The organism is Malaciobacter sp., from assembly GCF_055140965.1.
The window spans coordinates 72858-85960 of record NZ_JBSRRO010000003.1; the positions used below are offsets into that span (position 1 = coordinate 72858).

A 13103-nucleotide genomic window follows, 5' to 3' on the forward strand; every position below is an offset into this window, starting at 1 on the left:
ATCGCGAATATTTAAAAAGACGGAGTTTAGAATTGAGAACGCATTATTGTACAGAAGTAACGGAAAAAAACATTGGTGATACAGTTACTGTTGCAGGTTGGGTAAACAGTAGAAGAGATCATGGTGGAATTATATTTATTGATTTAAGAGATAAAGGTGGACTTGTTCAGTTAGTTTGTGATCCACAAGATAGCAAAGAGTCTTTAGAAAAAGCAGAAACAGTAAGAGATGAGTTTGTTCTTATAGCAACTGGTAAAGTAAGAGCAAGAGGTGAGGGATTAGAAAACCCAAATTTAACTACTGGAAAAATTGAGATTGTTGTTAGTGATTTAACTATTGAAAACAGATCAAAACCAATGCCTTTTGAGTTAGGTGATGAAAAAGTAAATGAAGAAATTAGACTAAGAAATAGATTCTTAGAGTTAAGAACACCAAAAGCTTATGATATTTTCAAACTAAGAAGTAAAGCTACTATTCAAGTTAGAAATACATTAGATGAGTTAGGTTTTTTAGATGTTGAAACTCCAATTTTAACAAAATCAACACCTGAGGGTGCAAGGGATTATTTAGTACCAAGTAGAGTTCATCCAGGTGAATTTTATGCACTTCCTCAATCTCCTCAACTATTTAAACAGTTATTAATGGTTTCTGGATTTGATAAATATTTTCAAATTGCAAAATGTTTTAGAGATGAAGATTTAAGAGCTGATAGACAACCTGAATTTACTCAAATTGATATTGAGATGTCTTTTTGTAATCAAGAAGATATTATAAAAGTAGCTGAAAGATTAATATCTGATGTATTTAAAGCTTGTGGTAAAAGTAATATTCCTACAACATTTACAAGAATGACTTATAAAGATGCGATGGAAAATTATGGTTCTGATAAACCTGATATGAGATTTGATATGCCTATGGTAGATGTTATTGATATTTTTGCTAACTCTACAAATGAAATTTTTTCTTCAATTGCAAAAGATAAGAAAAACAATAGAATTAAAGCTTTAAGATGTCCAAATGGAGATAATATTTTCTCAAAAAGACAAATGAAAGGTTTTGAAGATTATGTAAGAAAATTTGGAGCTAAAGGTTTAGGTTACTTCCAAATGAAAGAGGATGGATTAAAAGGTCCTTTAACTAAATTCTTTAGTGAAGAAGATTTAGAGCAAATTGTAAAAACAACTGAACTTGAAGTTGGTGATGTTGTATTCTTTGGAGCAGGTGATAAGAAAACTGTATGGGATTATATGGGAAGATTTAGACTTTATCTTGCAGAACAAATGGATATTATCCCAGCTGATGCTTATGAGTTCTTATGGGTTGTTGATTTCCCAATGTTCGAAGTTGAAGATGGAAGAACAAAAGCATTACACCATCCATTTACTATGCCAAACTTAGAAAAATGTGACTTAGATAATATTGAAGATTTAGAAGATATTGAATCAGTTGCATATGATTTAGTTTTAAATGGAACTGAACTTGGTGGTGGTTCAATAAGAATTCATAAAGAAGAGATTCAATCAAAAGTATTTGAACTTATGGGAATTTCACAAGAAGAAGCACAAGAGAAATTTGGTTTCTTATTAAATGCCTTACAATATGGTGCACCAAGCCATGGAGGAATTGCCTTTGGTCTTGATAGATTAGTAATGCTTCTTGCTGGAACTGATTCTATTAGAGATGTTATTGCATTCCCTAAAACTCAAAGAGCTCAATGTTTATTAACTGATGCACCAAGTGCTGTTGATAATGAGCAATTAAAAGAGTTAAGTCTAAGAATTAGACAAGCTCAAGCTTAATTTTAAAAGTATAGATATGAAAAAAATAATAGTACTATTTTTTCTATCTATATCTATCTTGGCTGCTAAGCCAAGAGTTTCTGTATCAATACTACCTTTAGAGTATATAGTTGAAAAAATCACACTTAATAAGTTTTATCATATGTCACTATTTGATGAAAATTATATAAATGAATTTCCCTCAAAAAAGAAGATAAGAAAGTTATCTTATTCACCTATTTTTTTATCTATGAATTTACCAAGAGAAAAAAAGTATATAAAAGATTTGCAAGAAATAAGTAATATAAAAGTAGTTGATATTACAAAAGGAATTGATAAACTTGACAATAATCCATATATATGGATGGATCCAATAATTTTTAGGCAAATAGTTTTAAATGTTTATGAGCAGATATTAAAACTTGATAGGGAACATAAAAGTTTTTATGAAAATAATCTAAATAAACTTTTGAAAAATATTGATGAGATTTTTTTAGTTGTTAGAAAACAGTTAAACAATGCAAAAAGTTATAATTTTTATACATTTGATAAATATTGGGATTATTATGCAAAAAGGTATAGACTTAATTTAATAAAAAAAGAAAAATATAAGTTGAGTGCTAAAGAGATTTATGAAACTATAGTTTTTGCAAGAGAAAATAGTATAAATAAAACATTAGTAGATGAGCATGACTCGAAAAAAATCATATCATTTTTTGCACAAAATTCAGAAACGCGGATTATTAAAAATAATATTTTTAAAAAGAATTGGCAAAGCAATATCTTCATACTTACTCAAAAACTATCTGAAGAAAATAATAAATAAATTAAATTTTTTATACAATTGTATACATACTATACACTATAAACAATACAAAAATTTTCAAAAAATTATATAATAATATATCTAATCAATCTACAAGGGGAAGATTATGTCAGGATTGATAAATTATAAAGGTATAAATGTAAAAAAAGAGTTATATCCTATAATAAAGCATATTGAGGATGTTGATAAATATAGGGAAGAACTAGGTAGACTTAGTTCTTCTTGGGATATTTTTGCATTACTTGGACAACTTGGTGATATAAATATTGATATTGGTAAAACAAAAGAGAACTTTTTAAATTTAACTTCAATTTTATTAAACCATTTAAGTGAACAAACACTAAAAAAAGTAACACAAGAGATGAAGTTTAAATCACAAGTTGCCATTGATGTTGTTATTAGAAACCTTTTTGAAAGAACTGCAGATATTGGTTTTTTAGCAACTGATGATGATATTAGAGCTTTTATAAAAAGTTATGTTTCTGATTATAATAATGAAAGTTTTGAACTTAAACATGAGATTCAAAAAAGATTTAAAGAGTATGTTGCAAAATACTCTGTATATTTTGATATTGTTTTAGTAAATACAAAGGGTAAGATTTTAGTAAGATTTAATGAAGATGAAAAATTAGATAAAGTTGATTTTGAGTTTGTAAATGAAGTTTTAAATAGTACCCAAGAGTATGTAGAAACTTTTAAACATCATGACTTTTTATCTCATTATGAAAAAACATTGGTTTACTCTTATAAAGTTACAAAAACAAACGATCCAAGTTCTGAAAATCTTGGAGTATTATGTTTATGTTTTAAGTTCGAAGATGAAATGAAAGGAATATTTAATAATCTTATTGATGTAAAAAATAAAGAATCAATAACAATTTTAGATGAACAAGGATTTGTAATTGCTTCTAGTGATAATGTACATATACCACTAAATTCAAAATTGCCAATTATATTAAATGAGCAGTATAAAATTATATCATTTGCAGGAAGAGATTATATAGCTAAAACTTGTAAAACAAATGGATATCAAGGCTTTAAAGGGCTTAATTGGTATGGGCATATAATGATACCAGTTGAATATGCTTTTTTAAGTAATCATTTGGAAACTTTAAAAGTTGAAGATAGTGTTATTAATGCAATGATGGGAAATGAACAACACTTCTCAAAAGAGTTACAAGAGGTTTTTAATAAAAGTAAAACAATTCAAGATAATCTAAATAGAGTAATATGGAATGGTAATATTTCTCAAAGTAAAACTAATTCATCAAATAGAGAGTTTTCAAAATCACTTTTAAATGAGATTGGAATTACAGGAGTAAAAGCAAACTCTTCTTTAAGTAATTTAAATCAAACTATTATTAGCTCAATTTTAAATGATAGTGAGTTTTTATCATCTTTAGCAATTGATATTATGGATAGAAATCTTTATGAAAGAGCAAATGATTGTAGATGGTGGGCTTTAACTTCTTATTTTAGAAAAGCTTTAGATGATATGAATTCAATTTCATATAAACAAAATGAAATAAATTCAATTTTAAAGTATATAAATGATTTATATACTGTATACACAAATCTTTTGATTTTTGATAAAGATGGTAAGATTATTGCAGTTTCAAATAAAGATGAAGAGTATTTAATAGGAAAAGTTTTAACTCAAGAGTGGGTAAATAAAACATTAAATTTAAAAGATACTTCAAAATATTGTGTATCGAAATTTGAAAAATCAAATTTATATAATAATGAATCAACATATATTTATTGTAGTGCAATTCGTTCTTTAGTTGATGAACAGAAAATAAATGGTGGAATTGCAATTGTTTTTGATTCTAGTTTTCAGTTTAATGCAATGCTTGATGAAACTTTGCCACGAAATAACAAGGGTGAAAAAATAGATGGTGTTTTTGCACTATTTACAAATAAAGATAAAAACATAATATCTTCAACAAATGAAGAGTTTAAAATAGATAGTTTTTTAGATTTACAGGATAAATTTTTCAACTTAGATAATGGTGAAAAATTAAGTGAAATAGTCGAATATGAAAGCAAGTATTATGCAGTTGGAGTTAGATGTTCTTCTGGATATAGAGAGTATAAAAGTAATATTGATGATTATGTAAATGATGTATTGTGTTTTGTTTTTATTTATATAGGAGAGATTAATAATGCAAATAAGATTAGATATAAAGTAAAAGATAAATTTGCTTTATCTTCAAAAAAGAGTTTAACAAAAAATAGTGTTGACTTAGCAACTTTTTATTTAGGAAATAAATTTTTAGCAGTAGAAGCTAAAAATGTTATATCTTCAATTGGTATAGATAAACTTGAAGAGTCAATAGACATGGATAAAAACAATCATTTTAAAGGTATGGTTTTATATAAAGAAAACTTGATATCTGTACTTGATATTAGAAAGTTTATAAATGAAGATATTACAAATGATGGACTTGAAAATATAATATTACTTCAATATGATGAAGATAATATTGAACATTGTGTTGGAATACTAGTATCTTCTTTAGAAAATATTAGTGTTGTTGAAAAAAGCTCTATTCAACATATACAAAGCCACTTTTTAGGCTCTGGTACATTAATACAAAGTCTTGTAGATATTGAAGAAGAAGGTAGTTCAAAAGTGGCTATGATTCTTGATATTGAAAAAATTGATGATAATTTAACACAAGAGTTAAGCTAATTTGAAATTTATAGAATAAGTTAAAAGATATTTAGGCACAATACAAAAAAATATTAAGGCCAAATATAAATGAATAAAAATGAATTTTTACCAACTACAAAAGAAGAGATGAAAAAGCGAGGCTGGGAAGAACTTGATGTTGTTTTAATCTCTGGCGATGCTTATATAGATTCACCTTTTATGGGAATTGCAGTTGTTGGAAGAATACTTGAAAGTATTGGGCTAAGGGTTGGTGTAATAGGGCAACCTGACATAAATAGCGATGTTGATGTAAAAAGATTGGGTGAACCAAAACTATTTTGGGGTGTTAGTGGTGGAAGTATTGATTCTATGGTATCAAACTATACTGCAACTAAAAAGTTTAGAAATAGTGATGATTACACTCCTGGTGGAAAAAATAATAAAAGACCTGATAGAGCAACACTTGTTTATACAAATTTAATTAGAAGATATTTTAAAAATACAGTACCAATTGTTTTAGGTGGTATAGAAGCAAGTCTTAGAAGATTAAGTCATTATGATTATTGGTCAAATAAACTTAGAAAGCCTATTTTATTTGATACAAAAGCTGATTATATGATTTATGGAATGGGTGAACAAGCTATTATTGATCTTGGTAATACCCTAAGAGATGGTGATGATCCTAAAAATATAAGAGGAGTTTGCTATATATCAAAAGAACCTGTCTTAGAATATATACAAATACCAAGTCATGAAGAGTGTTTAAGTAATAAAGAAAAATATATTGATTTATTTAAAGTATTTTATGACAATAATGATCCAGTTTATTCAAAAGGGCTTTGTCAAAAAGTAGATTCAAGATATCTAATACAAAATCCTCCAAGTGATTATTTAGAAGAGAAAGAGATGGATAAAATTGCATCTTTCCCTTATCAAAGAGATGTACACCCTTATCATAAAAAAGATGGAAAAGTTAAATGTTTAGAAACAATTAAATTTTCAATTATGACTCATCATGGATGTTGGGGTGAGTGTAATTTTTGTGCAATTGCAGTTCATCAAGGACGAACTATTAGAACACGAAGTGAAGAGAATATTATTCAAGAAGCAAAAGATTTCACAAAAATGAAAGATTTTAAAGGAATAATTTCAGATGTTGGAGGACCTACTGCAAATATGTACGGATATGAGTGCAAGAAAAAACTTAAAAAAGGTACATGTGTAGATAATTATAGGTGTGTTGATGATAAAAGACTTTGTAAAGCTATGAAAGTTGATCATAGTAGAAACATCCAACTACTAAAAGATATAAGAGAAGTACCTGGTGTTAAAAAAGCCTTTGTAGCTTCAGGAGTAAGATATGATTTAATTACTGCTGATAAAAAACATGGATACAATTATTTAAAACAGATGGTAAATCATCACATCTCTGGACAAATGAAAGTTGCACCTGAACATACAGATGATGAGGTTTTATATCATATGGGAAAACCTGGAAAACAAACACTAATTGACTTTAAAAAGATGTATGATAAGCTAAATAAAGAATCAGGTAAAAAACAGTTTTTAACTTACTATTTAATTGCAGCTCATCCAGGTTGTAAAGAGAAGCATATGCATGAACTTAAACAGTTTACAACACATGAGTTAAAGATGAATCCAGAACAAGCTCAGGTCTTTACTCCAACTCCTGGAACATACTCAGCTGTGATGTATTATACTGAAATGGATCCATTTACAAAAAAGAAAATATTTGTAGAAAAAGACACAAGAAGAAAAGAGAAACAAAAAGAGATAGTAATTCAAAAAAGAGTATATAATAAAAATGACAAGAGAAAAAATCACTCATATGGTATGCAAGGATAAAAACAAAAAACTTGTATAAGTTGCTTTTTGCTATAATACCGCCAATTTAATATGTTTATAAAAATTGATAAGGGAATATTTATGAAAAAACTTTTTTTAATTATTGGTGCGCCAGGAAGTGGTAAAACAACAGATGCAGAATTAATTGCCCAAAAACACGAAAATATAACTCACTATTCAACTGGTGATATGTTCAGAGCAGAAGTAGCAAGTGGGAGCCAAAGAGGAAAACTAATTGATTCATATGTATCAAAAGGAAACCTTGTACCAATTGATATTGTTATTGAAACAATTGTAGGTGCTATTAAAAATGCTCCAACTGATATTGTTGTTATTGATGGTTACCCAAGAAGTGGTGAACAAATGACAGAGTTAGACAAATACTTAGAGAATGAAACAGAAGTTGAATTAATAAACTGTATTGAGGTTGAAGTATCACAAGAAGTTGCAAAAGATAGAGTTCTTGGTCGTGCAAGAGGTGCTGATGATAATGTTGAGGTATTTAACAATAGAATGAAAGTTTATACAGAACCTTTAAAAGAGATTCAAGAGTTTTATACGAAAAAAGATCTTTTAAAGAAAATTGATGGTGAAAGAACTATTGAAGAAATTGTTGCTGAAATGGACGAGTTTATTCAATCAAAAATCTAATTTGAAGTAATTAAAGTGAAAAAAAGCGAAGATTTAATTAACTTTTATTCAGTAATTATTGGAACAGAACTTTTAAATGGGCGTCGTAAAGATGTCCATTTTGCTTTTTTAAATAAAGAACTTTTAAAAAGAGGATGGAGACATAAAGCCTCATTTGTAATTGAAGATGATCCTAAACTAATGGAAAACATATATAATCTTATAAAAGCAGATGAAAACTCTGTAATGTTTAGTTTTGGTGGAATTGGTTCTACTCCTGATGATTTGACAAGAGAAGTTGCAGCAAAAGTTTTTAGAAATGGTGAAATGTCTTTTCATGAAGAAGCAAAAGCTTTAATTGAAAAACAGTTTAAAGAAGAGGCATATCCTCATAGAATAAATATGTCATATCTTCCAAAAGATTCAAAACTTCTTGATAATATTGTAAATAATGTACCTGGTTTTTATTTAGATGATAGATTCTTTTTTACACCTGGATTTCCATCTATGAGTCAAGCTATGATTTTACAAGCATTAGATACTTATTATTCTAAAAATAGTGTTGTAAAGTATAGATTATCTTTAACTGCTGCTTGTGGTGAAAGTGATTTAATTGATATAATGAAACAAGTAAATAGTGATGAAGTTGAATTGTCTTCACTACCAAGGTTTATTGATAATCATAAAAGAGCTACTGTAATATCACTTGATTCTACAAGTAAAAAAGCTGTAGAAAAGTATTATGATTTGTTTGTACAGTATCTAAAAACAAACAAAATAGATTGTTTTTTAGAAGATATTGCTAAAAGAGATTAATTTTATTCTGGTTCTGTGTAAAAATTAAATTTGAAACCTTTATCTTCTGGATATCTTCTTAAATTATAGTCTTCATATACTTTTATACATAAAGGATGATTTCTTTTCATTCCCTCTTTTGCAAAAGTATGAGCTCTTCCAAAATTTGGAAATACTCCTTGCCCACTAGCATACATCAAAGCAAGATTACAATGTGCTTCTGTAAAACCTTCTTTTGAAGCTTTTTCAAAATATTTTACTGCTAGTTTATAATCTTTATCTACCCCAGTGCCACTAACTAAAATTTTGCCCATCATATTGTAAGCTGGAACATAATTTGCATTGCTTAATTCTAAAAAAAGATTATAGGCTTTTTTCTCATCATAATAAGCAAAATTCTTATTTAAATAAAGTTTCCCAAGATAGTAACCTGCTTTTTTATCTCCTAATGTTGCGCCTTTTGTTAAAAGAATAAATGTATTACTTATATTTCTTTGAATCTCTTCACCTTTTGCATAAATCATTGCAAGTCTAAAAATAGCTTTTGTGTTATTTTCTTGTGCAAGGTCTTTATAATAACCTAATGCTTTTAACACTCCATCTTTTTCTTCAATAGTTTTAGCTTGTTCAAAAGTAATTGCACTTGAAAATGTAATAAATGCAATAAATACAAAAAAATATTTTATCATCATATTATCTCTTTTTTTATAGTAGGATTTAATGTTGTGGTAATTTCATATGTAATTGTATCATGAATTCTTGCTAATTGTCTAACATCATCAAAAATACAAACTTCTTCATCTTGACTATTTATACTTAAATTATCCATTGATACTCTACCTAAAATTTCATATCCTTTTGGAGTGATATATTTATCTTTTTCATTAAGCCTTAAAAAACCATCTCCATATCCAACATCATAAGTTGATACTATCATATCTTTTTTCGCAAAATAACTTCCTCCATATCCAATTCTTTGACCTTTTTTTATCTCTCTTGTAGATATTTTTTGACCCCAAAATGACATCACAGGTTTTAATTTAGGATTATTAAAAATAGTATCAGTTTCTAAATAACCATAAGTTGCTATTCCAACTCTTGCAAAATCTTCATTAAAATCTTTTATTCTAAATAGTGCTGATGAGTTAGCTGAATGAAACTTTGGAACTGGTATTGAAAGTTTTTCACATATGTTTTTCACTTCTTGTTTTATTTGCTCAAAATTTGCTCTTTGCCAATAAAAATCTGTTGATAATTCATCGGCACATCTATAGTGTGTGAATAAACCTGTGAACTTTAAGTTTTGTTCACAAATCCCATAAATAGCCTCTTTAAGCTGGTTTTTATTTATGCCATTTCGATGCATTCCTGAATCAATTTTTAAATGAACCTTCGTATTTATGGGTAGTTTTTTAATTTGTTCTAAAGAGTTAACTGCTATGTGAAAAGTATGTGAATAAGTGCTGTTTTCTGTATCAGCTAAGATTAAGATATCCTCAAAAAAGTTATTAATCTTTAGTGCTTCTTCACAGGTTCTTACTACTGCTTTTTTTATTCCATATTCACTGGCAAGTTTTGCAATTTCTAATAAACCATGCCCATATGCATTGTCTTTTAACACAATTGCGACTTTTTCTATTCCTTTTGCTTGTTTTGAAATTAGATTTAGATTATGAAATAGATTTTCTCTGTTTAAAATTATTTTTGCCAATTTGTAGCCTTTAGTTATCTAATGTTTTAAAATAGTCAATTAATAAAGAAGCATCTTTTTTATTTAATACCACTTGAAGCTCATCATAAGAAGCATTTTTGATTTTTTCAAACTCTCCAAAATATAAAAGAAGTTTTTTAACTTTAGCTTCACCTATTCCTTTTATTTGAAGTAAAGATATTTTACTATCATCTTTTCTTTTTTGTTTTTTATGAAAGGAGATAGCAAATCTATGTGCTTCATCTCTTAGTCTTTGAATAAACTGTAATCTTTTATCACTTGGAAGTAAATCAACTCTTTTAATACTACTATTTTCTTCAAAATAGATTATATCTTTTGCACTTCCTTTTGCTCTATGTGCTTTAAAATCAAGTTTTTCTTTTGCTATTGCAATTATATCAAGATTTACTCCCACGGAGTTTCTTATATCAATAGCAAGTTTTAATAAAGTTTCTCCTCCATCAATAACCCAAATATCAGGTGCTGGATTTTTTTCAAAGCTTTGTACTCTTCTTATTAATGTTTCTTTCATTTGTGCATATTCATCTTTTGCTTCAAGATTATAGTGCCTATAATCTGTTTTTATAAATTTCTCTTCCCACGTAATCATTGCGCCAACTGTTGCTTGTCCCATCATATGTGAATTATCAAAGCATTCAAATCTATTTGGTGTATATGAAAGGTTTAATAACTCTTGTAGTTGTTTATAAATAGTAGTTGTACTACTATTTTGAAGTCTTAAAAGTTCATTACAGTTATTTATTGCAATTTTTATAATTTGTGTTTTCTTCCCTCTTTTTGGATGAATAATTGGAATATTTTTTTCAAATCTATCTTTTATAAACTCTTGAAGCTCTTCAATTTCTTGTGTTATTTCATCAGCTACAACTATCTCTTTTGGTAGTAGAGGAATTTCATTGTCATAGTAGTTAATTATTGCTCTTTTGTATGCTTCATTTAGATCTATGTCAAGCTCTTTTTGATTTATTTTTAAATAATCATGATTACTTGAAGCTAATTTGCCATCTCTAAAAAACATTCTTACTATTACGGCTTTTTCTTTTGATGCTTTTATTGCAAATAAATCTAGGTTATCATTACTTGCTAGATCCATTCCTGTGTGGATTTGAGATTTTTCAATTGTTTTTATTCTATCTCTAATTTTCATAGCTTCTTCAAATCTAAACTCTTCTGAGTATTGAAGCATTCTTTCATTTAATTTTTTAATTAACTTATTTTTATTGTAAATATACTCTAAGGCTTCATCAACTATTTTACTATACTCTTCTTTTGAAATTTTTCCAACACAAGGAGCATAACACTTTTTTATTTGATGAAAAAGACAAGCTTCTTTTCCTTTAATACAAGATTTTTTTTGCACTAAAGGAATTATCTCATAAATACTATCAAGCATATCTCTAGCACCAGTAGAATATGGACCAAAGTATTTGATATTTTTATCTTTTAAAACTCTTCTTGTTATCTCTAATCTTGGAAAATCCTCTTTATAATCAATAACAATATAAGGATATGTTTTATCATCTCTTAATAAAATATTATATTTTGGCTTAAGTTGTTTAATAAGCGAATTTTCAAGTATAAGTGCATCATGTTCATTTGGTACAATAATCCACTCTAAAGATTTTACTTCTGTTATCATTTTGTAAATTCTAGGACTTAATTTATCAGCTGGGGCTAAATTAGGAGTAAATTTAAAATATGATTTAACTCTATTTTTTAGTACCTTTGCTTTTCCTATATAAAGTAAGTGTCCATCTTTATTAAAGTACTGATAAACACCAGCACTATTTGGTAATTCTTTAAGTTTCTCTTCTAAGTTCATAAATGAATTTTATCCAAAAGTTTATACGCTTTTGTTTTAATGATAATTTATATAATAAGGTCTTACCATTATTTTTTGATTTCCAACTGGTTCAAAGCCTAAAATTTGTTTTGGAGTCATAATAGGTTTTATATCATTTTTATAAAATATCTTAAATCCTCCAATTGCTTTATCTATTTGAGTAGTTGCAGCATACAAACCATTATATATTTTAATTTTTACTTGTGCACTTCCATGACCATCTATATTGTATATTAGTTTTATATTATTATAGTTTTTTACTTGTTCTTTTTGTCTTAACATTCTTTTGTGAAACATATGAACTATTAATTTTTTTTCTTGATTTATATTATTTTTTTCTAAATATGTACTTATTAACTCTTGTGCTTCATTTAGTTGATTTGCAAATATATGTCCTATATATCTTCCTGGTGGATATCTTCTATGTTTTGGAATTTTAAATTCTGGATCAATTGCTAGATGAACATTTTCATATTTCAAATATTTTAATACAGGTTTTATTGCTTCATATGGAGTGTAAGTGCCAAGTTGCAAATCAATAATTACTAAAAAGTTCTCTTTTTGCGCTCTTTTTATATATTTTAAAACTGTTTTTTCACTCATTCCTAAAAGATAGTCATTTCTTCTTCCTGGATCTTTTGTTGCAAGTGAGTGTATTAAATGAAAAGCAAGTTTTACATCTAGTTTATTTTCTAATTCAGTATTAAAATATTTTTGTTTTTCTCTCATTTTTTTGATTAGTTCATCAAGGTTAGTCTCACCAAGTATTCCAAGTGTTGGACTATTTGGTCGTCCATAATAACCAATTAGTACTTCTTCTTTTTTTAAAACAGTATTAGCTTGATTTGTATTAGTTATATTTGCAAATATTTCTTGTGAAAATAAGATAAAAAGTAAACCTATTGTTATAAAAATTTTTTTCATATATTCTTTCTTTTAAATTATGTTTATATTTTGTGAAAGTATAATATAAAATC

At 27.2% G+C, this 13103-nt stretch carries 10 protein-coding genes; 6 read left to right on the plus strand and 4 right to left on the minus strand.

Features of this window, described 5'->3' with window-relative positions; all coding sequences use genetic code 11:
- The first annotated feature begins 32 nt into the window (after window positions 1–32).
- From aspS to ACTCCZ_RS01925, 6 genes are all read left to right on the plus strand, one after another.
- Window positions 33–1799: an aspartate--tRNA ligase gene (gene aspS / locus ACTCCZ_RS01900; protein WP_079577038.1), complete on the plus strand. Its 1767-nt coding sequence runs from the start codon at window positions 33–35 to the stop codon at window positions 1797–1799.
- A gap of 16 nt (window positions 1800–1815) precedes the next feature.
- On the plus strand, window positions 1816–2604 hold the full coding sequence (locus ACTCCZ_RS01905; RefSeq protein WP_079577037.1) for a metal ABC transporter solute-binding protein, Zn/Mn family: 789 nt from the start codon (window positions 1816–1818) through the stop codon (window positions 2602–2604).
- A 106-nt stretch (window positions 2605–2710) separates the two neighbouring features.
- Window positions 2711–5299, plus strand: coding sequence for a chemotaxis protein CheW (locus ACTCCZ_RS01910; RefSeq protein WP_228145269.1), 2589 nt, complete (start codon window positions 2711–2713; stop codon window positions 5297–5299).
- A 69-nt stretch (window positions 5300–5368) separates the two neighbouring features.
- A complete protein-coding gene (locus ACTCCZ_RS01915) occupies window positions 5369–7126 on the plus strand; it encodes a YgiQ family radical SAM protein (RefSeq protein WP_079577035.1) in 1758 nt (585 codons plus the stop codon).
- 81 nt (window positions 7127–7207) lie between these two features.
- Window positions 7208–7777: an adenylate kinase gene (locus tag ACTCCZ_RS01920; RefSeq protein WP_079577034.1), complete on the plus strand. Its 570-nt coding sequence runs from the start codon at window positions 7208–7210 to the stop codon at window positions 7775–7777.
- A gap of 15 nt (window positions 7778–7792) precedes the next feature.
- On the plus strand, window positions 7793–8572 hold the full coding sequence (locus ACTCCZ_RS01925; protein ID WP_079577033.1) for a competence/damage-inducible protein A: 780 nt from the start codon (window positions 7793–7795) through the stop codon (window positions 8570–8572).
- 2 nt (window positions 8573–8574) lie between these two features.
- On the opposite strand, the gene ACTCCZ_RS01930 is transcribed toward ACTCCZ_RS01925, so the two are convergent.
- The 4 genes from ACTCCZ_RS01930 to ACTCCZ_RS01945 are packed head-to-tail and all read right to left on the minus strand — an operon-like array spanning window position 8575 to window position 13050.
- Window positions 8575–9243, minus strand: a complete 669-nt coding sequence (locus ACTCCZ_RS01930; protein WP_079577032.1) for a tetratricopeptide repeat protein — start codon at window positions 9241–9243, stop codon at window positions 8575–8577.
- Complete coding sequence (locus tag ACTCCZ_RS01935; protein ID WP_079577031.1) at window positions 9240–10262, minus strand: alanine racemase; 1023 nt, start codon at window positions 10260–10262, stop codon at window positions 9240–9242. Before ACTCCZ_RS01935 ends, ACTCCZ_RS01930 begins: the two co-directional genes overlap by 4 nt.
- A 10-nt stretch (window positions 10263–10272) precedes the next feature.
- Complete coding sequence (gene uvrC / locus ACTCCZ_RS01940) at window positions 10273–12105, minus strand: excinuclease ABC subunit UvrC (RefSeq protein ID WP_079577030.1); 1833 nt, start codon at window positions 12103–12105, stop codon at window positions 10273–10275.
- Between the two features lie 36 nt (window positions 12106–12141).
- Window positions 12142–13050, minus strand: coding sequence for a hypothetical protein (locus tag ACTCCZ_RS01945; RefSeq protein WP_079577029.1), 909 nt, complete (start codon window positions 13048–13050; stop codon window positions 12142–12144).
- Window positions 13051–13103: the final 53 nt, after the last annotated feature.

What these genes read in the sequence shown, in the direction of transcription:
- ACTCCZ_RS01920 (WP_079577034.1), top strand. Translation starts at nt 7,208, where the DNA reads ATGAAAAAACTTTTTTTAATTATTGGTGCGCCAGGAAGTGGTAAAACA.
- ACTCCZ_RS01930 (WP_079577032.1), bottom strand. Translation starts at nt 9,243, where the DNA reads ATGATGATAAAATATTTTTTTGTATTTATTGCATTTATTACATTTTCA.
- ACTCCZ_RS01905 (WP_079577037.1), top strand. Translation starts at nt 1,816, where the DNA reads ATGAAAAAAATAATAGTACTATTTTTTCTATCTATATCTATCTTGGCT.
- ACTCCZ_RS01910 (WP_228145269.1), top strand. Translation starts at nt 2,711, where the DNA reads ATGTCAGGATTGATAAATTATAAAGGTATAAATGTAAAAAAAGAGTTA.
- ACTCCZ_RS01945 (WP_079577029.1), bottom strand. Translation starts at nt 13,050, where the DNA reads ATGAAAAAAATTTTTATAACAATAGGTTTACTTTTTATCTTATTTTCA.
- ACTCCZ_RS01915 (WP_079577035.1), top strand. Translation starts at nt 5,369, where the DNA reads ATGAATAAAAATGAATTTTTACCAACTACAAAAGAAGAGATGAAAAAG.
- uvrC (WP_079577030.1), bottom strand. Translation starts at nt 12,105, where the DNA reads ATGAACTTAGAAGAGAAACTTAAAGAATTACCAAATAGTGCTGGTGTT.